We start from the raw sequence: 23,372 nt of genomic DNA on the forward strand, positions 1-23,372 counted from the left end.
CATGAAAAGGATACAAATAATGAACACGTCGAAAGCGATAAACGTACTTGAAAACAAACGGATAGCCATCGTTGGAGGGGGCCCTGGTGGCTTGACACTGGCCCGGCTTTTACAGCTAAAAGGGGCGGATGTCAAGGTTTATGAACGGGACAATAGCCCCGAAGCACGGGTAAAGGGGGCCATCGTTGACCTGCACGCTGACTCAGGCCTGAAAGTGATAAAAGCAGCTGGTTTGCTGGAGGCCTTTAAAGCGGCTTACATGATCGGAGCTGATAAGTTTCGTTCGCTGGATCAGCACGCCAATATCTGGGTCGATGAACAGGCTCAAGGGATGGATGCTGATTTTGAGGATGAACACTTCCGGCCGGAGATCGACCGGGGAGCCCTTAGGAATATATTAGTCGATTCACTTCTACCGGATACCGTCATTTGGAACAGTCAGTTGACGAATATGACGGAGGTCGCTTCCTGCTGGCACCTTACTTTTAAGAATGGGACGACAGTTACGGCAGATATTGTCATCGGGGCAGACGGGTACCGGTCAAAAATCCGCCCTTATCTTACAGATGCTAAAGCCCTGTATTCGGGGGTCACGATCATTCAGGGTGAGATCGATCATCCCCAAACTGATTGTCCAGCCATGTATGAGTTGGTCGACAAGGCCAATCTGATGGCCATAGGCGTGGGGAAATCCATTGCTGCTCAACCCAGAGGGGATGGTGGGTTAACCTTTTATGCCTCATCGCTATACCCTGAAGATTGGGTTAAAACCAGTGGGATTGATTTTACCAGCCCCGACGAAGTGTATGCGTATTTAGTTGACTTTTACGAGGGATGGAATCCCGTATTTTATACCCTGTTCAAAGCCTGTTCCCGGTTTGTACCAAGACCATTGACTTACTTTCCCCTGGACCAGCCCTGGGCTGTTAACCCCAACCTCACCCTGATCGGGGATGCGGCTCATTTAATGCCTCCATCGGGTGAAGGCGTCAATACGGCCATGCTGGATGCTCTGGATTTAACCGAGTGTTTAACCAATGGCAAATTTACCCATTTACAAGCGGCCATCGCAGCGTATGAGCGCCAAATGTGGGCTAGAGCGGTTATTCTTTTAGATGAATCACTGAAAGGAATCAAGGAGTTTGCTTCGCCCTCTGAAGCCTCGGTTCAGGAACTGCTACAACAGAATAACTAAAAAATAGATCAGTGATAAGTTCACCTGCAAGATGGTAGGAACAGGATGCCGTGACTTCGGTTACACCGGTTCATAAACGGCTTTCTAAAGTCAGACGAAAAATCGTTGCCTGTCTGTAAGCAGGTGTTTGGTGAGCCCGGCAGGCGTTTGCTCAGGGCGAGAGCGTGCCGAAAGGCTGTGGCTCCGCCGTCCAGTAATCGCTGGGCCGTAGCCGCACCAATGTCCCATAAATCGCTGTTTTATCTAGTTCTGCCAAGGTAATGGCCGGGCCATAGGTCAGTATGGAGGAGAAGTCATGCCTTGTTCCAATAACCGTATTATTTCAAAATAGGGTGGCTGTTTTTATGAAAACGATTTGGGTGTTCAATTCCTTATCGTTGGCCAACACCTTCCTGTAGGCGCGGAAAGCCTGTTTGTGTTCAGCGCACCCATGGTTCGTTTGTAAAAATGGCCAGGCCACCGGTGATTTGTCGATTCACTGCCCGAGAGGCCCTGGTTTGATTGACTTTTGAAAAACTCTCTCTATCTTTACATACCAAACAGTCGGTATCTAATATGGAAGAGTCCAGACAGCACATTCTTCAAACGGCTCTGACGTTATTTCTCGAAAAAAGCTACAAGGCCGTCACCTTTCAGGAACTGATGGAAAAGACCGGTTTTTCGAAAGGAGCCTTCTTCCATTATTTTAAAAACAAGCAGCAAATCTTCGAAGCAGCCATTGATTTATATATCGAGCGGTTTGCTACCGTCGAGTTTACCCAGCTTTCCCAGACTAGCCTGCGGGAGTTCCTCGATGCTTATTTTCAGGAAGCCAGAAAAGTAAGGGATACGATCCTAACTCCGGAGCTAATGTTTGGGGCTAATCATTACTCGTTGCTCTTCGAAGCTATGCGCATCGTTCCTGACTTCAAAACCAAGATCAACCGTCATGAAGCGAAAGCCTTAGCGGCCTGGATGAACATCATCGCAGCGGCCAGAACCAGTGGGGAAATCAAAACGACTTTACCCGATGAGCAACTGGCCCGGCTCTTTATTGATACGAGCCACGGCCTCGTGATCCATTTGATCATGACCGACAATACGACCGCGTTTGAAGCGAAAGTATCGGCGGCCTGGAATTCGATCTATGGGTTAATCGAAGAATAAATTTTTTTCGCTATTACATACCGAATGGTCGGTATTTCAATTCGCTAAATTGATGAAAACAAATTCAATAAAAACCAGAAATGAAATCAATTCAGCTCGTACCGATACCCAGGTGCTGATCGTTGGCGCTGGCTTAACGGGGCTGACCCTGGCCTGTGATCTGCTACGGCGGGGTGTTCACTTCCGGATCATTGACAAATCGCCCGTTTATTTTCCCGGCTCGCGGGGAAAAGGATTGACCCCCCGTTCGCTGGAGGTGTTCGATGATTTAGGCCTGATCGATGAACTCATGCCCTATGGTTACTCGCATCCGATCGTTTGGGAGTATGAGGGATCTACCGTACTCAAAGAGGAAGATCTCCACCAGGGGTTGACCACTACACCCAACAAGCCCTATTTACCCCTTTGGATTCCTCAGTTTCAGATTGAAGCGGCCCTCCGGAAACAACTGGCGACAGGGGGTAAGTATGTCGAATTGGCCACCGAGCTGATCAGTATCGACCAAAACGACGATGGGGTTACGGCAACCGTTTTACAGGATAATGTACCGGGGCAGATCACCTGTCTGTACCTGGTTGCCGCCGACGGCGGTCGTAGCTTTGTGCGGAAGTTTTTGCAAGTGGGCTTTGCCGGTGAAACCCGGGAAGCGGTCCGGATGCTGGTTGGGGATGTACATACCGATGCCCTGGACCATGCGCATACGCACATGTGGAAGCACCATCCCGACGGCTTTTTAGCGCTTACGCCCTTTGCCAAAACCGACATCTTTCAGATGGCCGCCCAGGTAGCCCCCGATTTTGAGGCCACGCCCACCCTGGCGTTGTTCCAGCAGATTCTCCAGAAACGGACGGGTATGGCCATTGAGCTGTACGATCCTACCTGGCTTTCATCCTTTAAGGTCAATATCCGCATGGTGGACCGGTCAGTTATTGGGCGCGTCTTGATTGGCGGGGATGCGGCTCATGTGCATTCGCCTACCGGTGGGCAGGGGATGAACACGGGTCTGCAGGACGCCTACAATCTGGGCTGGAAACTGGGTCTGGTCTTGCAGGGGGCAAACCCTACTCTGTTGGAAACCTACCAACAGGAACGGTTGCCGGTAGCCGCTGCGGTATTAAAGTTAAGTACTAAACTGCTGGATAAATTTCAGGGTCTCCAGCGTGCCTTGCCGGATGATACCGAACGATTTCAGTTGAGTCTCAACTATAGGCTTAGTCGCCTGAGTCAACAAGCCACGTCGCTGCCCGTACCCATACAGGCGGGTGATCGTGCTCCTGATGCCCCCTTACTGGACGATAAAGGGCGTCGGATACGGCTTTTCGACCTGTTCAGAGGCCCGCATTTCACGCTATTGTACACCGCCGACGTGGCGATGGAAGAATTGACGCAGCTTACCAGGCTATATAGTACTATCAAGGTAGTTCGAATAGTCCAGCAAGCAGGTGGTACAGATGCGAACGGCTGGATTGATGCAGAAGGCTTTTTCGGTTCAGCATACGCATCACAGGATCGATTCATTTATTTAGTACGCCCCGATGGCTATATTGGTTTTATTGGTGATACCGCTCAGACACAGGCACTATTGAGGTATGTAGATCAACTGATGGCCCCTTGAGGCTACTGGCCAAAAGGGATCTGTATAGTCCCGTCGTACCACGCGTTGATTGGTCATTGTCTCCTGAAAAGCTCCTCCTTATGACCAGGAACGTTCAAACCTTTGCTTTTTAAATAATAAAGTGCAGCTCTCATTTAGTGAGCCAAACGGGTTGAGTTGGCTAATTCCTGCCGATCAGTCTCTTTCGCCGATTCACAGCTACGGGTATAGAATAGGGCTGTTGGTCTGACTTCGGTTGCTTTTTTCACTGAATTCATTGGCGCCCCGTTTGTAGCGTAGGGGCTTGACTAGATAGGGTTCGAGTCAACCTATTGGGGTAAGTAGTAACTACTACAAGTATAAATCATAGCAGACCGCCTTCCAAAATAGAAGGTTGATCCAATGCGGGCGGCTTTGACTAGATTCTATCCCTGGCCACTAGATAGCCTGTTTGCTCGATACTGATAGGGGTGATGAGTGCCTGCACCGCTAAAAAGCCAAGGCTACGTATTTTTGTCAAATCCGCTTATTGATGAGAATAAGCACCTTTAGGTTTAACCTATTTTTTTAAGAGACGCCCCGCGTTGCCACTACGACCCTAATCAGTAGAATGAGAAATGTATTGATTTACAAAGGCCCTCCTTTTTTAGCCGGCGCCATTTTTCTTTTCAGCAGCTTTAACGCATCCAGCCAATCGATGAGCCTCAGTTCGAAGCTGGGTGCAAATTCAATCAGCTTGTCTTTGACCAAAAAAGGGGAAATCCAGTACCGGGTAACACACCGGGATAAACTTATTATTGCCGATTCTCCGCTTGGCCTGACTTGCGACGATCAGAATTTTACGGATGGACTCTCCCTCGTCAAGGTTTCACCCACTGGCGTAAGAAGGGAGAAGTACGACCTGAAAGTGGGTAACGTCAAAACGATAGATCATTCTTTTGAAACCAGGAGTATCACGTTTAAGAATAAGACGGGCGCGCAGATGATCATTGATTTGGTGACCGGCCAGGAGGGCGTTGCGTTCCGTTACCGGTTTCCGGATCAGGCAAATACCATGCGGGTGATCAACGACGAGCGGACGGGCTTTCAGATCGAAAAAAAGGCCAAGGGCTGGTTGCAGCCGTATAACAAGGCGGGAAAGGTTACCCCGGGCTATGAAGATTTTTACCTCAGCGTACATCCCGGCGACTCAATCAGTCATCCCCGTAACCCGTCGGTAGGGTGGTGTATGCCTGCTTTGTTTCAGGTAAATGAGAACAAAAACTGGGTGCTACTGGCCGAGTCCGGAACGGATGGATCGTTTCCAGGCTGTCATTTGCAACCCGACTCCAGAGGTGGACTATATAAAATTGCCTTTGCTGAGAAAGACGAAAAATACAACCTTCCCCTGGCTGACAACAATCATCCGACATCGAAGCTGCCCTGGACGATGCCCTGGCGGGTAATTATCATTGGCGACCAGGCCGGGGACATCCTGCTATCAAGCTTGATTACCGATTTGGCTCCTGCCTCTAAGCTGGACGATACATCCTGGATCGAACCGGGCAAAGCCACCTGGTCGTGGTGGTCCCATCCCGAGGATCATTCCCCGGACATATATAACCAATTCACGGATCTTGCCAGCTCTTTTGGGTTCGGCTATACGCTCTTTGATGCTGGCTGGGAGAAAGCCAACACCGAAGGGGGAATCATTGCGAAAGCGACCGCCAAGGGGATCAAACCCATGGTGTGGGCCTATTCGGCCGCCTATTTCGACGCCGAAAAAAGAAGAAAGCGCTTCAAAGAACTGGCAGCAATGGGCGTCAAAGGGGTTAAAATCGATTTTTGGTGTTCAGACCGGCAGGAGGTGATGGCCTGTTTCCAGTCACTTTTTGAGGATGCTGCCAACGAGCATTTGCTGGTCAACCTTCATGGCACGACCGTTCCGAGAGGCTGGCATCGGACCTGGCCCAATTTCATGACAGCCGAAGCGGTTTTGGGAACGGAGCATTATTTTTATGAATCCAGATATCCCGACAAAGCCGCCGAGCAGAATACCGTACTGCCCTTCACCCGAAATGTAGCCGGCCCTACGGACTACACCCCGTTTGCCCTGACCATCCGAAAATATCCCCGGCTAAACACGGCGGTTCATGAGCTGGCTACGGCTATGATCTATACGTCGGGGATTATTGATTTTGCGGATTCAAAAGAGATATTCGATTCACTCCCTGGGCCGGTTCGGCAATTATTGAAAGACATGCCCGCCACCTGGGATAAAACGGAAAGTATTGTGGCTGAGCCGGGGGAGCAGATCATTCTCGCTCGTCAGAAGGACCGGCTGTCTTACATTGTGGGAATAAACGGTACAAATAAATCAATTCCGGTCAACCTGAATCTGGCCAAGTATGCCAAGGGTTTTTCTAAATTTAGAGTGATTAGGGAAGGCGCAGATCCATTGATGAGCTTTACGTCGGAAACCTATCCAGTCACCTCTGCCTGGCAGTACGCTTTTGCTCCTAAAGGAGGCTTTATCATCCAGTTTGTTAATGAGTAAGCCTGGTCGAGTTAGTTAGTAGTCGTTGCTACGTAAGGCGCTGGTTGCATGGTGTCAAGCTTGCTGACTCGCGCGGTTTCGCAATAAGCTTGAAAGCTATTTCATCGTGTTTTCAACGCCTGCGTTCCAAACGAGCTAATATAGGTGGCTCAGAGCGGAGTCTGTCTGGTCGAATACGTAGACTTCTGCCATTGACCCTACGGCTGAAGATAGTCGACCTTGTTGGCAGCTGTGTTGTTGGTCACCTCACCTTCTCCACCACTGCCTGCCACAATAACTGAACTCAGCGTGAAGGATCCATTCACGGGTCTTCCACTGCAGATGCCCTCCAGACCAAAGCTCAGCACTTCACCTGGAGCCAGCTGTTTCGTGGTAGTTAGTGTATAAAAGCCCCCTAAAGGGCCCGTAAAGTTCCAGGTGTTGTTTGCGACGGACCGACCCCCTACTGTACTTGCCATAGGATTGAAACTTAAGCTCACGTTGGCATCTTTAGAGACTTTGACCTGAATGGGTCCAGATGTAGACACCCCGTTCAGCTCGAAGATGTCGACGACCACGGTGAAAGGCTTAGTCCCCACCAAAGAAGAAGGACGAGCATAAACCACCGGACTCAGATCGGGAGAAGGGCTACTCACCTGATAGAGTTTCCCATCGCCCAGCGACAGCACGTACAGTTCGCCATTGGGGCCCTCGCCAAATGAAACAGGCGATGTGGCTACGCCGACAGCCTGCGCAATGTTCTCAAATGTGCCATCGGCCTCTCGCTTTAGTGTCCAGAATGCGCCGGTTGCGTAGTCTGCGTATACGTACCAGCCCTGAAGGTTGGGGTAGGCTGATCCTCGATAGACAAACCCGCCGGTAATTGAGACGGATTGACCGCCATTATGATCGTAGCCCGCATAGTCTAGCAAGGGCATGTGATAAGGACCATTGGTTGGGCAATTGCTCGCGTAAGCGTGAGTGCCTTCGAAACAGGGCCAGCCGTAGTTCTGAGGTGTCGGGCTCGTAGCTGGAGTAACGTTGAGTTCCTCCCAACCATCCTGGCCAATATCACCGACCCAGAAATCGCCGGTTTGCCGGTCGAAACTCCAGCGCCAGGGATTGCGAAGGCCCCAGGCGTATATTTCGTCACGCACGCCGTCGTTAGGATCGGCAAACGGGTTGCTGGGTGGGATGGCGTACGGACTACCTTGGTTTACATCAATCCGCAGCAGTTTCCCATGTAAATCCTGCAGGTTTTGTGCCAGTAGCTGGGCTACTTTATCGGCCTCGCTGACGGGCCCTCGTGCACCCGACGAGGAGTCGCCGGTTGTGATATATAAATAGCCATCCGCCCCGAACCCCATCCGCCCGGAACGGTGTCCGCCAGCGGGATAGGGAATGGTTAAAAAGATCATTTCCGAACGGGAGTCAGCCTCATCGGGATTGTCCTTTTTTCGGGTGTAGCGGGCGAAGACCGACGTCAGATCGCTACGAGAGTAGTGAACATACACATACCCGTTTGTGGCAAAATCGGGGTGTAGGGCAATGCCAAAGATGCCTTCCCAGGTGGGGTCCCTGATTTTGGCGCTGATATCCAGAAAGGGTGTCGGCTGGACGGCCCCGCTTCGAACGAGCCTGATTTTTCCATCCGTCTGGGAGACTAGAAACGTGTTGGCATCGATGATGGCCAGATCGGTGGGGCGCGTGAGGCCACTGGCTACTAATTCCAGCTGGATTTTGGGGGGCTGAGCCCGCAAGGACGACCCCATGAACAGCAAACCAGCCCATAGAAGGTACCAAATGATAATCGTTCGTGCTTCCATCACGTAATCTTTTTTCAAAGTACGCATTGTTGCTAAAGAAAGAATTAAGAATACGCCTTAATCGTAAGGCCGATGTTCATCCTTGCTTAAGAAATCTACAAACCTTTGTACAAGTATTGATGGGTTAAACTCAAGTTGCATACCTAATCTTATCTATCCATGATGATCACTTGCCCCGTCAGCCGCACGTATCATTAATTTTTGGGCTGACCTTAGTTGCTTATGTCTTGATCCTCAGGTCTGGGTAGGCGAGGGTACATACAAGCCTACTTCTACTATGGATAGAGACATAAGCTTTAGTTTGAAAAACGGGGTAAGCAGCTTAGGAGGCTTTCCAGCTATTGGAAATCCGGACCTCTCTCAGCGTGCACCGGCCAGCTATACGACCATGTTATCCGGGGATATTGACGCAGATGGTACGTTGGCCAGCAACAGCTATCATGTTATAAATAACCCCGATGGATTGACAGCTACGGCCGAATTGGATGGCTTTGTTATTACGGGTGGCAATTCACTCAACGTTCCAGACTAGTAGCGGTGATTAGCAAATAACAAGTCAATGAGAAGTAAAGTCGTTTCAAAATGGACAGCTAGTTACGAATAGCGATTAACATAGATTAGTAGCTGCAAATAAACAAAAATCAGCTTAGGCGTTAAAAATCCGAACTCACTAGTCGCCGTTTCATATAAACGGAAGAGTAGTGCTAGCCTCAGAATCGTAACGGTTCTGATCTAATAGCTGAGTGATCTTTAGGCAAGTCTCCAATTACTTACCAACTGCTGTCAATAGCTCGTCGATCACTGATTTAGCCTTATAATAGGGGCCCGTCTGATCCATCTCGTTGCCAACCCAGGCTTTCTGAATGACTCCTTGCTGATCCACGATATAAGTAGTAGGCAGAACATTGCTGTAAAAAGGAAGCATATGGGGTCTCGCTTCGGCAACAACTTTAAACGCAAAAGGATGCTTCTGAAAGTAAGTAGGCGTCAAGCTGGCTGCTCGATCGCCAGCAAAACCAATGAAAAGAACATTCCTGCCCTGATAGTCTTTGACCAGCTTGTTTAACGCAGGCATTTCAGCCACGCAGGGAGCACAGCTAGTCGACCAAAAGTTGATTACTAAGATCTTCCCCGACAAAGCGGCTGAGTCATAGAACTCCCCCTCCAGCGTTTGGAAAGCGGTTAAAGGAGCTTTATGCCCTTTCACGCAGTCTGACCAGGTTTCCCAGGACTGTTTATACTTTTGATAAGTGGGATCTAAAGTTGGGAAGAGAGCTTGTTGATTCGGCACTCGGCTTTGGTTAATGGCATACACAGTTTGATTCAATGTCTTCAAACACTGTTCTAAGGTATTGCTTTGAGCGTAGCTCATTGAAGTGCTTAGTTGCAGACAGACAAGCCCTGTAAATATCGATACGAAGAGGGGGGGCATAGGATTTTACATTTAGATATAGCTGCTAATTCTGTTGTATGATCATCATTAGGTTAATAAGCCGGGAGTCGATGGGATATACCGCATAGGACTAACTTGTTCTTTAGGGCGTGTTCAATATGCTTTTATAACTATCATTTCGTGAGCTAACTAAGTCATTATCAAAATTATCGGTATTCCTGTTAATTGGCTGTTATCAATCGTGCTTACTGGCTGAGGGTGTCCTGAGTCGTTGCTCCTTCGATTGGCGAATAAGTACGCTGTAGGTAGCCTTATGTACATTATTTGAAAGGCATACATTGCGCTGGCCTAGAGACCAGGGCTTTTCTTTTGACCGTTTCCTCAAAACTTCCGCTTGACTGGGCAAAACAGAGACAACTTACCTCGAGGTATACTCCCTTTGAAGCCAAGAGCCAATATGGGGCTACCCTTGAGAAATTTTATATTAATTATTCAATCACTTTTCAGCATGAAACAAGTTGTCCTGGCGGTCTTATCACTAGTAAGTTCGATGAACCTCTATGCTCAGGTGGGTATTGGCACGACCATTCCCAAAGCCTTCTTCAATGTGGCCGATGGGAAAGACGTTCTCTTCGGAAAAGACGTCTCGGGAGTCGGTACCAAGCTGATCTGGTACGGGAGTAAAGGAGCGTTCAGAGCGGGCTATGTCGATGGCACACAATGGGACATTGACCAGGTAGGTGTCAACTCATTCGCGACGGGAGTGAGAGCCACGGCTAGTGGTTTTAACACCGTTGCCATGGGTAGCAATGTGTCCACAAATAATAACGTGGGCTCGTTTATTTTTGGTGATACAGGGGGAGTCCTCTTTACTACGACTGGTGCTAATCAAATGGTGATGCGCTTTGGTGAGGGCTATACGCTTTACACCTCATCAAATGGACAACAGGCATCAACTGTTGGCGTTAAAGTTGCTTCCGGTGGGAACGCCTGGCAGACACTCTCTGACTCGACTCGTAAAGAGAACTTCCGGATAGCAGACGGCGCATCGTTTCTGCAAAAGATCGCCAGGATGCGCCTGGGTAGTTGGAATTATAAGGGCCAGGATGCGGGGCAATATCGCCACTACGGACCCATGGCCCAGGATTTCTTTGCCGCTTTTGGTCATGATGAATTAGGCGTGATCGGTGAGGATAGAAGTATTAATCAAGCAGATTTCGATGGAGTCAATCTGATCGCCATTCAGGCCTTGATTAAGAAGGTAGAAAAGCTGGAAGCCGAAAACGCAGCGCTTAAACAACAGGTGAGTGAAACCGCTTCGTTAAAGTCAGATATGGAGCAGATCAAAAAGCAATTAGCCACGCTGCTGAAGCAGTAAGTCGATCAAACAGCTTTGCTATAATTAGCGGAGCTTTGTCATGTGAGGTCATTTATTAGCGAAAACAAAAAGCATCCCCACCAGTAGCATCAGACTGCTGATCAACCTAGATTATTCCGAGCAGGGCGACAATACCTAAAGGGCCATATTGGGTAAAGCGGAGAACTGAGCTGGGCATATGGTCTGGCTCAGTTTTTTTATGATTATAAATGCCCTACAGATGTAGTGCAAACGTGCTACAGATGCTATACAACACTTTATGGTATAATACCGTTTCTACCGGTATTTACTTACGGTTCCAAACCGTGTTTTAGCTCAACTGTCTGATTATTAAAATTATAGGTATTTCTGGTAATTGGCTGTTATCAATCGTGCTTACTGGCTGAGGGTGTCCTAAGTCGTTGCTCCTTCGATTGGCGAATAAGTACGCTGTAGGTAGCCTTATGTACATTATTCGAAAGGCATATATTGCGCTGACCTGGAGACCAGGGCTTTTCTTTTGACCGTTCACTCAAAACTCCCCCGGCATTTCCTAAAACAAACCCAACTTACCTCCTGGTAGGCTACCACCCGTGATCAGGACTGCTATAACGCTGTCCTTTGGTAGATTTTTAGACTTCTCAATCACTCTTCAGTATGAAACAAGTTCTACTCGCTGTCTGCTTGGTAACAAGTGGAGCCAGCCTGTACGCTCAGGTAGGTATTGGCACAACCACGCCCAATGCGTTTTTTAACGTAGCCGCGGGCAAGAATGTCCTGTTTGGCTACGACCTGTCCGGCTCAGGCAGCAAACTTCAATGGAATGCCCCCAAAAGCGCCTTTAGAGCAGGCTATATTGACGGTACTCAGTGGGATACTAGTCAACTGGGCTACTATTCGCTGGCAGCGGGTTATAATTCCGTAGCGAGTGGCGAGTGTGCTACGGCGATTGGCTTTCGGACTATGGCCACCAATGTCCGTGCCATTGCCTTAGGTACCCAGTCAGTAGCCAGTGGCCCCAACACACTTGCTTTAGGATTCAACGCGACCGCCAGTAGTGATAATGCCACGGCGATGGGCAATAACGTGTCAACCGCCGATAAGGTAGGTTCCTTTATCATTGGTGATTACTCAGGCACTACTTATTCCAATACAGCCGGGAATCAGATGATGATGCGCTTTACGGGAGGCTACATGCTTTATAGTGGTGACCCTGGCAATCAAGCCTCGGCGATAGGTGTACGGTTGACGTCTAACAATAATGCCTGGTCAACACTTTCTGACTCGACCCGCAAAGAAAACTTCCGACCGGCCAATGGCATATCCTTTCTTCAAAAGATTGCTCAGATGCGGCTGGGCAGTTGGAACTACAAAGGCCAGGATTCCCGGCTCTACCGGCACTATGGTCCGATGGCCCAAGACTTCTTTGCTGCCTTTGGGCACGATCAACTCGGAACGATCGGCGAAGACAAGAGCATCAATCAGGCGGATTTCGATGGGGTTAATCTGATCGCCATTCAGGCCCTGATCAAGGAAGTAGAAAAGCTGGAAGCAGAGAACAATATTCTACGTGGAGAAAACACGGCCTTAAAACAGGATACCGCTTCGCTAAAATCAGACATGGAGCAGGTCAAGAAGCAACTGACCATCCTGTTGAAACAGTAGTTCATTCAACAGCTTCGCTATAACTGCCGGGCTTTATCTTGAGGGGTTATTGGCAAAGACAAAAAGCCCTAACACCAGCAGCCCCGGGATTCTGGTCAATTTGGACCATTCCGATAACGGCGACGACCGCCTGTTCTGTGGCTATAAGGTTAGCGGATGATCGTGGAACAACCCTGATCGAAGGTTCGAGTGCAAGTTAAGTACATAAGCCCCGGCATTTGTCGGGGCTTTTTTAATGTCTGCTTTTATGCAGAATGAATAAGTAAACTACTTTTTGTTTTCATAAGTAACAAAACGAATCATCCAAGTAGCTTTCCCTTGCGTAAGTACTCATATTATAGCCAATATGAGTTAATATTGGCTCGTAAACGTTACTTCTCTTTTCTAACTGCTTTTTATGTCAACACCTCTACCGTCTACCGGCCAGGACTCCCCTGTATTGTGCCACAAGTCTCTTTCATCTCCTGTTGGCCAGACTAAAGCCGCCTTCATCTTGTTTCACTATATGGCAATCGGGTGCATCCTAAGCGGGCTCTGCCTGCTGACTTCCAGCAGTAGTTGGGGACAAAGTTTTGGACCCGCGACTAACTACCCCGTAGGTTTCTTCCCCACAGGGGTGATGGTATCGGATGTCAATCTGGATGGCAAACCCGATCTGATTGCCTACAGTAACCCTGATCGGAATGTGTCGGTGTTACTCGGCACCGGCACGGGCAGTTTTGGGCCACAGACCACCTTTAATGTGGGCGATGAGCTCGTAGGGATGGTGATAGCGGATGTCAATCTGGATGGCAGACCCGATATTATCACGGTTAATGCTAACAACTCTATTAATAATATATCGGTGTTATTGGGCGATGGCACGGGCAGCTTCGCGGCACCGACCAGCTTTCCGGCGGGGATATATCCCCGATCGATGGTGATAGCGGATGTCAACCTGGATGGCAAACTCGATATCGTCACGGCTAATTCTGGCGGCAACAATGGGTCGTTGCTGTTAGGGGATGGCGCGGGAAGTTTTGGTCCTCCGACTCCCATTTCCCTAGCCTCTAATCCTGTATCGTTGGCGGTGGGGGACGTGAATGACGATGGCAAACCCGACCTGATTTGCACTAGTATCAATAACAACACGGTATCGGTGTTATTGGGCGATGGCACGGGCAGCTTCGCGGCACCGACCAGCTTTCCTACGGGAATATTTCCCCAGATGCTAGTAATAGCGGATGTCAACCTAGATGGCAAACCCGACTTGATTGCAGGCAATAACGCCTTTAATGGCGCCATAGTGTCGGTGCTGCTAGGGGAGGGTGCGGGGAGTTTTGGTCCACCGACTAACTTCACAGCAAGCGGTTCTCCTTTAATGCTAACCGTAGGAGATGTCAATCTGGATGGTAAACCCGACCTGATCACGGCCGATGCCTATGGCACCACGGTGTCGGTGCTGTTAGGCGATGGCACAGGTGGTTTCGGACCTCAGACGCCATTTACCGTGGGCAGTAACCCCCGATGGGTGTCGGTGGGGGATGTCAACGGGGACGGTAAACCCGATATTGTAACGGCTAATGCCAACAGTAACAATGTATCAGTGCTGCTCAACCAGCAGGTGGTTGCCCAGCCCATTCGCTACGTGCGGGAGGGGGGCAGTGGCGATGGTAGTAGCTGGGCGACGGCTTCGGGGGATTTGCAGGCCATGATCAACGCCGAGGGCGTCCAGCAGGTCTGGGTAGCACAGGGTACCTACAAACCCACCAGCACTACAAATCGTAATATCAGCTTTAGCATGAAGAACGGGGTGGGCATCTACGGGGGATTTGCCCCCACGGGCGATCCGGGTCTGGCTCAGCGGGCTCCCGACAGTTTCACCACCGTACTCAGTGGCGATATTGGAACACCAGGCGTCAACACCGATAACAGCTACCATGTCGTCAATAACCTTGGGGGGCTAACCAGCACGGCCCTCCTGGATGGCTTTGTCATTACGTCCGGTGGTGACCCCAATGCAGTCAATGCTGCTGGCGGCTTATCATCCGGCGGGGGGATGTTTAATAGTAATAGCAGTCCGACGCTGATTAACTGCTTGTTTATCAATAACGTTGGTAGCAATAGGGCTGGCCAAGGCGCGGGGATGGCTAATGGTGTTAGTAATCCGGTACTGATCAACTGCTCATTTGTCAATAATTCGAATGGAAACGCAGGCGGGGGGATACTCAATGATAGTAGCAATCCGGTACTGATCAACTGCTCATTTGTCAATAATTCAGCCAAGTTGGGTGGAGGAATATGCAATAGATTAAATAGTAGTCCCCTGTTGATCAACTGTTCGTTTTCGAACAACTCAGCTACTAGTGGCGGGGGGATAGCCAATAACGGCAACCCTGTACTAATCAACTGTGTGTTCTTTGGCAATGGGGGAGCCAACACGATCGTAGGTGGAACTGTGCAGGCCAGCTACAGCCTGTTTGAGTCCAGCGTGACGGGCTACACCAGCGGACCGGGCAACCTGACGACCACCACCTCCCCCTTTGTCAGTACCACCGACCTGCAACTTGTGCCCGGCTCCCCGGCCATCAACGCGGGCAACAGTCAGAGCTACACCGCAGCGGGTGGCCCCCCTACCGATCTGGCCGGCAATGTGCGGATTCAGAACGGCACCATCGATATGGGGGCTTATGAATTGGGGTTACCGACCGATCTGACCCCGGTGGTCTACGCCCGCACCCTACAAGTCGATGGAACAACTGCTCTGAGTCTGGTGGTGGATGTGTTTGAGATCAACATCGCCCCAACCACAGCACCCCTAACCGTGCGTATCACCAAAGATGCCAAAGTGACGCTCTCCTTTGATAACAGCCTAACGAGCGTGGGCGGTCGGTCGGTGCAGAACAGCGCCTGGAGCTTCGATGCCACGCAGCCGGGCTACTACCAGCTGAGCACCACCGAGCCCCTGGTGGCGGGTGCTATCCGCTCGGTTGGCCTGACGGGGGTGCTGACCCCAACTGGTACAGATGGGATGATCAGTCTGAGCGCCACAGTGGCAGGGGGTGGGGAGGACAATCTGGCGAACAACACCGATGCCGACAAGATCGAGTATTTTCAACAGTAACGATGCCTAGATAAGATATATCATGCTTTTTTAGCCGCTAACAACATTAAACCTGAAACCTGAATGGGACAAAGCGGTGCTGAGGCTAACTCGGCATCGCTTTCCCACTTTAATAGGGGTCGACTTATCTAGTAAACAATAGGTGGCTTAACATCCATCACGGCTAAGAAATTAACACGGCCAGCCGCTAAGCCGTTCGCTGATGCGGTGTGATGCTATCTAGCTGTAATTCGTTGCGCTCTTGTCTATCCTATTAATTGTACGCATTAGCTAGCATGTAGGAAGTGTAGGCAATGCAGGCAGAAAAACAACTTCATATTTTCTACACCATCTGTGCAGGCAGGCTGTCATACGCATTGGTTAGGATCTGCTTTAGCTGCTCAATGACCTGCCGACTGGGCTTTGCTTTTAACTGATCAACCAGCGACCGGGCTAGAGCTTTTTTGTCGATACACTTAAATGAAAATGGTTAATTCATAACTTAGACACTATGAATAATTTACAATTCAACCCTAGCCAATGGCCAACTTTCTTTGTTCTGTGTGGTTTACTGAACAAGTAAACATGACCCTATAGGTATATATTTTGGCATAGCTGTCTTCTATGAAACCGTCTTTTTCGGACTCGACCTCGTCTCTGACCGAACTCGTCTCTTTCCTGGCTACCCAACAAGAAAACATCTTAAAAAACTGGCGTATTCGCTGTGACCAGGACCCCTCCCTCCATAACGTCGCTGGTCTGGCTAGGAAAGAATTTAACAATTCAATTCCTAAAGCCTTAACTATACTACAGCAACGACTAGCCGGGCAACCCGATCAGGAAAGCCTGGCTCAACTAGCCCTTGATCATGGTTTGCAACGGCGTCATAAAGCCCACCTGATCAGCGAAACGGTGCGGGAGCTAAACCACCTGACCCAGGCGCTTTACAACGAACTGCCGCACTTTCAGGCCTTGTTCCCGCAGACAGATCCAAGCCTGTTTTGGGCCGTCCAGCAGCACATGACCCAGATCATGAGCGAAATCATCGACGGTAGTATTCAAGTCTATGATGAGCTGCAACGGGTAGAAGCCACTACCCGGGCCGCTATTCTACAAAAAGCGCTCGATCAGCTGAATGCTCAATTACAAGAACAGAATGATCGACTACGCAGCTCGATGCATGATTTACGGGGTGGTTTTGATATCATTAGCGGAGCTGCTGATCTACTGCAACTCGAGGGGCTAAGTGAGCCCGAACGGACGGATTATCTGGCCATGCTAAGCCGTAATCTAACCAGTGTCCAGGCCATGCTGGCCAATCTGATGGACTTGTCCCGACTCGAAGCGGGTCAGGAATCACGCCAGATTCAACCCCTGGATGCGGCCCCGCTGTTGCGAGCGATTACCAGCAGTGTGCAGCCACTAGCCCATCAGAAAGGCTTAGTTGTCCAGACCGATGGACCTGAGACCTTACCCGTAGAAACCGATGGGGTCAAACTCCAGCGCATTGTTCAGAACCTGTTGCTCAATGCCTTAAAGTATACGGCCACTGGGTTTGTCAAGATTTCCTGGGCCCAACAGCAAGGCGATCACTGGCTGCTGAGTATTCAAGATTCAGGGCCGGGCTTACCCCGTCACATTGTGAGCCACTTCCAAGGCGTTGTTACCGCTGGAACAGAGCCTGAGGGGCATCAACTGGCTCCTTCCGATAAAAGAGTTCGGGCTCAACGAGTGGTTTCTTCAGCGTTGAGTCAACCCATCGTTGAGCCCCGTTCGGGGGAAGGGATTGGACTGACGATTGTCAGCGAGTTCAGTCAACTACTGAAGGCCAGGCTGGAAATAGAAACCGCTCAAGGTCAGGGCACCTCCTTCCGCTTTGTGTTCCCTATTCGGTTTAGCTACGAATCCCCTACGGAATCAATAATCTAAGCCCCAACCATAAAATACGCCCGGCTCAAACGATCCCGGCATTTTCTATACTTGTACAACGGTCAACAATTAGGCCTCGCAACTATCGAAGTAATTTGGCATTGCATAATCAGAGCATAGCCCTATCCACGCTGGCTTCAATCACCTGCTGCAACTCTCCGGTACGTTCGACAGTAAGTCGTGGCCCCCTTGTTTTGAGCCTGTTACTTACCCCGATCTTTTAAATGAGCGTCGGCTATGTGAAAACCATACATGGTTATACTGGCAAAAAACAATGACAGAATAATGGTTATTGAGGTCCGGTAGGGATGAAGCTTACCCGCTTCATCCATGCGACCCCAATCCTGAGGGATAAAGGCCAGTATTTGACTTAAGCCGCCATAGATGACAATAGTTAGAATGATGCCAATCAGTATTTGATGAAAGAGACCTGACCGTATTCGTTTGATTAGGTACAGGTCTTCATGCAACCACTGCCCACTGATGAATTTATAGCCGAAATCCAGGTAATGAGCTAAGAAGCAGAGGCTACCATACAGGATTAGGATGCTGGCAAGAACAGTAAGGATAGTAGATAAATAACTCATCAGGTATATGCTCAATAAGGCTGCAATGTACAGTCGCTAAGTACAAGGTCTGCGAGAATTAACCCAAATTAATCCTGATAATGATTCACGCACAAAAGCTTGATGCGTGGTAAAAGTGATGAAAGCGGTGGCTGAAACAAATACTTTTTTTCTTTCTGTAATAGGCCAATTTAAGACAATCAGATATAAAACTCCTCTGAATAATTAAAAAAGAACCTATATCTGTAGGTGCTTTTAACTAATGTGACCCCGGACAGGTTCGAACCGCCACGGCGGACCGTTGTCGACCCGCTGATTAAGACGGGGCCACCCGGGCGGTCATCTGCTCTACCAACTGAGCTACGGAGTCAATGACAACCCTGGCCATTTCTCTTTAGCGTCAGGTTGTATATCAAATGAAAAAGGCACTTACAATTTTTACATTGTAAGTGCCTTTTTTGTAGGGTGGGAGTTGACGGGTTCGAACCGCCGACCCTCTGCTTGTAAGGCAGATGCTCTGAACCAGCTGAGCTAAACTCCCTTGGTCGCCCGCCTGCCGTAGCGTTTGGGAGTGCAAATATAAACGGCTAAAACGGCTCTACGCAAGTCTACAGGCGAAAAAAAATGAAGTTTTTTGCAAGTGTCTGATAGCCAGCAGTACACCAGACTACTCGAAATTCAGGTACAGCGTGACCGAATGCGTCGTTAGCTTACGAATCCCGACGCTGGCTGCGTTGGTGCCCGGTTGATAGAGGTTAACCAGTCCGTGTGAGAAACGTAATTCGGGCGCGAACTTGAAAAACTCGAAAAACTGCTCGAAGCCAATTCCGTACTCAATAGCGAAATCAGTCGTCCCTGTGCTGAGCCGGCTTTGTCCTACATTTTCTTTTTTGCGCACGTTCGTTTCAAAACTGAAGGTTCCACCCGCCAGAAGATACATGCGGCTGTTGTTGCGCCGTTCGGATTTATACTTGAAGAGCATCGGAAAATCGAGCCAGGTGGACTCCCGAATCTCCGTTCGCGATGACCCTCCCGGATAATCGTACTGCACTTCACGACTCAGCAACGAAACCGAAGGCGTCAGCCGAAAATCGAACCGGTCGTTCAGAAAAGCGTTGATAACAAACCCTACCCGAAAATTTGGCTTGTTGGGCGAATAAATCCGATAAGCCGAGTCGGCTGTTAGAAACGCCGGGCTGTGCGTTACGCTGAAGCGCGATATGGGCGCGGCAAAGAAAAAACCGTAGTGAATGGTTTTATCGTCGTAGCGTTCGAGGTGCTTTCGAACGTATTTGTACGACGACTGCGCCTGCGTCTGCCCATGCAGCCAAAGCCCCATCAGGATAGCCATCCCGAACCGTAAGGTAGAACTCAGCACATAACCCGTTGAGGCTACGCCCGCTTGTGTCCGATGTAAATTGACGCGATGCCGAAGGTAAGCGGTATCCATTTGGTGTTGGTAAACCCGGCCGTTTCGTAGATGCGCAGAAAGTCCGGACCGTCGGGGAAAGCCTGCACCGATTCGGGCAGGTAAGTATAAGCCGACGAGTCCTTGCTCACCACGCGCCCAATCAGCGGCAGGATAGTGCGGGAGTAAAAACCGTATAGTTGTTTAAACGGAAACTGACGTGGATTCGAGAATTCCAGCACCACACACACGCCACCAGGGCGCGTAACGCGGTACATGTCGGTCAGGCCTTTCAGCAGATTCTCGAAGTTGCGTACACCAAACGAAACGATGACAGCATCGAATTCATTGTCTGTAAACGGTAAACCTTCTGAATCACCCGTCCGCATTTCGATAATCTGATCGACGCCCCGCTTTCGCATTTTCTCGCGTCCGATAGCCAGCATCCCTTCCGAAATATCGACACCGACGATTTTTTCGGGCTTCAGGGCCAGGGCCTCCAGGGCAAAATCGCCGGTTCCGGTGGCAATGTCCAGCACGGTTTTTGGCTGAAAAGCGGGCGATTTGCTCGACCGTAGTTCACGAATAGCCCGCTTGCGCCAAAGAATATCGATGCCACCGCTCAGCACGTGGTTCAGCAGGTCGTACTTCGGCGAAATGTTGTCGAACATCTCGGCAACCTGCTCGCGCTTGGAGGTATCTTTATCTTTATAAGGAACAACGGCCATGGCGTACGAATTGAATGAGAGAATGATTGAATGCGAGAATGAGGGATTTTCGCTGCAGTTGGTTTACTCAGGAATTCACTCATTCTCGCATTCACTCATTGAGACTGCAAAGGTAATACCCTAACCGCAGGCTTTCACCGAAAGTTTGTCATTTCAGGCGGCAATCCGTAGATTCGACACATTGTCAAATTCTTTATACAACCCGATCTACGTATGCTTCCTCTTGTTCTTCCGGCCCTGCTCGGTTTGAGTTCGCTGCTAACGCTGCTGCCCGGTGATGATGACCCGATCGCCAAAAAAGCGCATAAAATTCACCAGCGGGTACTGACACTCGATACCCACGCCGATGCGCCCATCATGATGCAGAAACCGGGCTTCGATGTGGGTCTCGTGCACGATACCAAACGGGATGAGTCGCAGATCGATTTTCCGCGGATGAAGCAGGGCGGCATGGATGCCATGTTTTTTGCCGTGTATACCTCGCAGGGCCCCCGCACCGATTCGGGTCATGCCGAAGCCAAACGAAACGCGCTGAATCAATTCGATCTGATTCATAAAGCGCTCAAAAAATATCCGGATATGGCCGAACTGGCCACCTCTCCGGCGGATGCCTATCGGATCAAAAAAGCCGGAAAACGCGCCATTTTTATCGGTATGGAAAACGGCTACCCGGTCGGCAGCGATCTGGCCATGCTGAAAACGTATTACGATCTGGGATGCCGCTACATGACCCTCACTCACTTCGCCAATAACCTGATCGGCGACTCATCGACCGACCCCGATGGGCCGATGTACGGCGGTCTGAGCGATTTCGGCAAGAAAGTAGTACCCGAAATGAACCGGCTCGGTATCCTGATCGATGTGTCGCACGTGGCCGACAGTACTTTCTACGATGCGCTGGCCCTATCGAAAGCCCCCGTCATTGCCTCGCACTCCAACTGCCGGGCGCTGTGTGATTTTCCGCGTAATATGACCGACGACATGATTCGGGCCATTGCGGCTAAGGGTGGGGTGGTGCAGGTAAACTTTGTAAGTGATTACCTCAAAAAACCATCGGATGCTCATCGGGCGGCCAAAACCAAAATCCGGATGGCGCAGGTGGGTAAAGTAGCTTCGGCCGAGATGCAGGCCCGCCTGAATGCCATGAGCGATTCGGTTGCCAAACGCTACGCATCGGAGCGCGCCAGTCTGTCGGATATTGCCGACCACATCGACCATATCGTGAAGCTGGTGGGTATCGACCACGTGGGTATTGGCTCCGATTTCGACGGGGGCGGGGGCGTCAACGGGCTCGAAGATGTCAGCCAGATCGAAAACCTGACAACCGAACTGGTTCGCCGGAAGTACTCAGAAGCCGATATCGCCAAAATATGGGGTGGCAATCTGTTGCGCGTGCTGGGCCAGGCTAAAGTGGCGAACTGAATTTGATTTACTTTAACACAGAGGCACGGACAACACCGAGAAAAGTTAGATTCTCGATGTTGTCCGTGCCTCTGTGTTGAATCTCATTGCGGTAAAAAAGGGCTGTATGACGCTTTTACTCCCATACATTCCGCTTTTCTCAATGAATCGTTCTGACTTTCTGAAAACCTCTGCGCTCGCGGGTGCCAGCCTTATCACCGATCCCGTTCAGGTTCGCGCCTTCATTACCCGACAACCGGCTCAAAAGTATCGCACAGCGCTGATTGGCGCGGGCTGGTGGGGTAACAATATCCTGCGGTGTGCCGTACAGGCCGGTGAATCGAAAATCGTCGCCCTGTGCGATGTCGACAGCCGGCAACTCCAGAAGACCAGCGAGGAACTGAATAAACTGACGTCGGATAAACCCAAACTATACCGCGATTACCGGGAAATGCTGAATGCCGAAAAGCCGGAGATCGTTATCGTCGCAACGCCCGACCACTGGCATCCGCTCGCGGCCATTGCTGCTATGAAGGCTGGCGCGCACGTGTATGTGGAGAAACCCATCTCGCACACGATCAACGAAGGAAAAGCGATGGTAAAAACAGCCCGGCAAACAGGGCGTATCTGTCAGGTTGGGATGCACCGGCGCGTGTCGCCCCACAATGTGTCGGGTATGGAGTTTCTGAAATCGGGGAAAGCGGGAAAGATCGGAATGGCGCGGGCGTTTGTGTACTACGGCGGTGGGGCCGGGCAACCGACACCCGACGGCGAACCACCCAAAGAAATGGATTGGAATATGTGGTGCGGACCGGCTCCGCTACGGGCCTACAACCCGGCCATGCACCCCCGTGGCTGGCGTAATTTCCTGGATTATGCCAACGGGACCCTCGGCGACTGGGGTATTCACTGGCTGGATCAGATTCTGTGGTGGACCGAGGAAAAACACCCGCGTAAAGTGTACTCTACCGGCGGCCGCCCGATTCGGCGAGATAGCACCGATGCGCCTGATCATCAGGTGGCTACGTATGAGTTCGAAAATTTTACGGCCATCTGGGAGCAGCGTAACTTTGCTGGTAATAACGCTGAGAAAACCCATCCGCAGCAGGCTGTGGGCGTTTATTTCTACGGAACTGAAGGTACCTTTCACATGGGCTGGCTCGACGGCTGGACTTTCTATCCGTCCGATCCGAAAAAGCCCACGATCCACCAGGATGCACAACTGAACAAGCCCGACGATCAGAATATTGCCCAGCTCTGGACCAATTTCCTGGACAGCATCAAAACAAACAAGCTGCCCGTCTGCGATATCGAAATCGGGCATCGGTCCACAAACATGGCCCTGCTGGGTATGCTGTCGATGAAACTCGGCCGTAGTGTGGCATGGGACGGCACCCAGATTGCCAACGACCCCGAAGCCAACAAGCTCCTGAGCCGTGCCTACCGGGGTGAGTGGCAGTATCCGGTGTAGGTATCACGGGTTTTAACCCGTCTCTGAGTTACTCTAAGAACGGGTTAAAACCCGTGATACCCGGATTCGTACAGGAAGGACTTTGTCCGTTGCAGT

General features: G+C 50.4%; 15 protein-coding genes and 2 tRNA genes. 11 read left to right on the forward strand and 6 right to left on the reverse strand.

Going from position 1 to position 23,372, the window contains the following annotated elements; all coding sequences use genetic code 11:
• Nucleotides 1–19: 19 nt before the first annotated feature.
• The 4 genes from ACYVC2_RS15510 (at nucleotide 20) to ACYVC2_RS15525 (ending at nucleotide 6,471) form a co-directional block, all read left to right on the forward strand.
• Nucleotides 20–1,195 carry an FAD-dependent oxidoreductase gene (locus ACYVC2_RS15510; RefSeq protein ID WP_461103357.1) on the forward strand — a complete coding sequence of 392 codons (1,176 nt, stop codon included), beginning with the start codon at nucleotides 20–22 and terminating at the stop codon, nucleotides 1,193–1,195.
• 555 nt (nucleotides 1,196–1,750) lie between these two features.
• Nucleotides 1,751–2,341 carry a TetR/AcrR family transcriptional regulator gene (locus ACYVC2_RS15515; RefSeq protein WP_461103358.1) on the forward strand — a complete coding sequence of 197 codons (591 nt, stop codon included), beginning with the start codon at nucleotides 1,751–1,753 and terminating at the stop codon, nucleotides 2,339–2,341.
• Between the two features lie 52 nt (nucleotides 2,342–2,393).
• Nucleotides 2,394–3,956, forward strand: coding sequence for an FAD-dependent monooxygenase (locus ACYVC2_RS15520; RefSeq protein WP_461103359.1), 1,563 nt, complete (start codon nucleotides 2,394–2,396; stop codon nucleotides 3,954–3,956).
• 589 nt (nucleotides 3,957–4,545) lie between these two features.
• Nucleotides 4,546–6,471: a glycoside hydrolase family 97 protein gene (locus ACYVC2_RS15525; protein ID WP_461103360.1), complete on the forward strand. Its 1,926-nt coding sequence runs from the start codon at nucleotides 4,546–4,548 to the stop codon at nucleotides 6,469–6,471.
• 197 nt (nucleotides 6,472–6,668) lie between these two features.
• Here the strand turns inward: ACYVC2_RS15525 and ACYVC2_RS15530 are convergent, their stop codons facing one another.
• Nucleotides 6,669–8,303: a PQQ-dependent sugar dehydrogenase gene (locus ACYVC2_RS15530; protein WP_461103361.1), complete on the reverse strand. Its 1,635-nt coding sequence runs from the start codon at nucleotides 8,301–8,303 to the stop codon at nucleotides 6,669–6,671.
• 250 nt (nucleotides 8,304–8,553) lie between these two features.
• On the opposite strand from ACYVC2_RS15530, the gene ACYVC2_RS15535 reads away from it, so the two are divergent.
• Entirely contained in the window at nucleotides 8,554–8,808 is a 255-nt protein-coding gene (locus ACYVC2_RS15535; protein ID WP_461103362.1) for a hypothetical protein, read from the forward strand.
• Between the two features lie 234 nt (nucleotides 8,809–9,042).
• Here the strand turns inward: ACYVC2_RS15535 and ACYVC2_RS15540 are convergent, their stop codons facing one another.
• Nucleotides 9,043–9,708: a TlpA family protein disulfide reductase gene (locus ACYVC2_RS15540; RefSeq protein WP_461103363.1), complete on the reverse strand. Its 666-nt coding sequence runs from the start codon at nucleotides 9,706–9,708 to the stop codon at nucleotides 9,043–9,045.
• Between the two features lie 469 nt (nucleotides 9,709–10,177).
• On the opposite strand from ACYVC2_RS15540, the gene ACYVC2_RS15545 reads away from it, so the two are divergent.
• From ACYVC2_RS15545 to ACYVC2_RS15560, 4 genes are all read left to right on the forward strand, one after another.
• On the forward strand, nucleotides 10,178–11,047 hold the full coding sequence (locus ACYVC2_RS15545; protein ID WP_461103364.1) for a tail fiber domain-containing protein: 870 nt from the start codon (nucleotides 10,178–10,180) through the stop codon (nucleotides 11,045–11,047).
• 636 nt (nucleotides 11,048–11,683) lie between these two features.
• Complete coding sequence (locus ACYVC2_RS15550; protein WP_461103365.1) at nucleotides 11,684–12,691, forward strand: tail fiber domain-containing protein; 1,008 nt, start codon at nucleotides 11,684–11,686, stop codon at nucleotides 12,689–12,691.
• Between the two features lie 505 nt (nucleotides 12,692–13,196).
• A complete protein-coding gene (locus ACYVC2_RS15555; RefSeq protein ID WP_461103366.1) occupies nucleotides 13,197–15,794 on the forward strand; it encodes an FG-GAP-like repeat-containing protein in 2,598 nt (865 codons plus the stop codon).
• 603 nt (nucleotides 15,795–16,397) lie between these two features.
• Nucleotides 16,398–17,702, forward strand: a complete 1,305-nt coding sequence (locus tag ACYVC2_RS15560; RefSeq protein ID WP_461103367.1) for a sensor histidine kinase — start codon at nucleotides 16,398–16,400, stop codon at nucleotides 17,700–17,702.
• 831 nt (nucleotides 17,703–18,533) lie between these two features.
• Here the strand turns inward: ACYVC2_RS15560 and ACYVC2_RS15565 are convergent.
• From ACYVC2_RS15565 to ubiE, 4 genes are all read right to left on the reverse strand, one after another.
• Nucleotides 18,534–18,638, reverse strand: a tRNA-OTHER gene (locus ACYVC2_RS15565).
• A gap of 96 nt (nucleotides 18,639–18,734) precedes the next feature.
• A tRNA-Val gene (locus ACYVC2_RS15570) sits at nucleotides 18,735–18,809 on the reverse strand.
• A gap of 126 nt (nucleotides 18,810–18,935) precedes the next feature.
• Nucleotides 18,936–19,718, reverse strand: a complete 783-nt coding sequence (gene porT, locus ACYVC2_RS15575) for a type IX secretion/gliding motility protein PorT/SprT (protein WP_461103368.1) — start codon at nucleotides 19,716–19,718, stop codon at nucleotides 18,936–18,938.
• Nucleotides 19,661–20,404: a bifunctional demethylmenaquinone methyltransferase/2-methoxy-6-polyprenyl-1,4-benzoquinol methylase UbiE gene (gene ubiE / locus ACYVC2_RS15580; protein WP_461103369.1), complete on the reverse strand. Its 744-nt coding sequence runs from the start codon at nucleotides 20,402–20,404 to the stop codon at nucleotides 19,661–19,663. The genes porT and ubiE overlap by 58 nt, the downstream gene beginning before the upstream one ends.
• A 213-nt stretch (nucleotides 20,405–20,617) precedes the next feature.
• Here ubiE and ACYVC2_RS15585 point away from each other — a divergent pair, with 213 nt between their 5' ends.
• Nucleotides 20,618–21,826, forward strand: coding sequence for a dipeptidase (locus tag ACYVC2_RS15585; RefSeq protein ID WP_461103370.1), 1,209 nt, complete (start codon nucleotides 20,618–20,620; stop codon nucleotides 21,824–21,826).
• Between the two features lie 142 nt (nucleotides 21,827–21,968).
• Nucleotides 21,969–23,276 (forward strand): Gfo/Idh/MocA family protein, encoded by a 1,308-nt coding sequence (locus ACYVC2_RS15590; protein ID WP_461103371.1) that lies wholly within the window; start codon nucleotides 21,969–21,971, stop codon nucleotides 23,274–23,276.
• Nucleotides 23,277–23,372 lie beyond the last annotated feature (96 nt).

The sequence above is a fragment of the Spirosoma koreense genome, assembly GCF_054777875.1.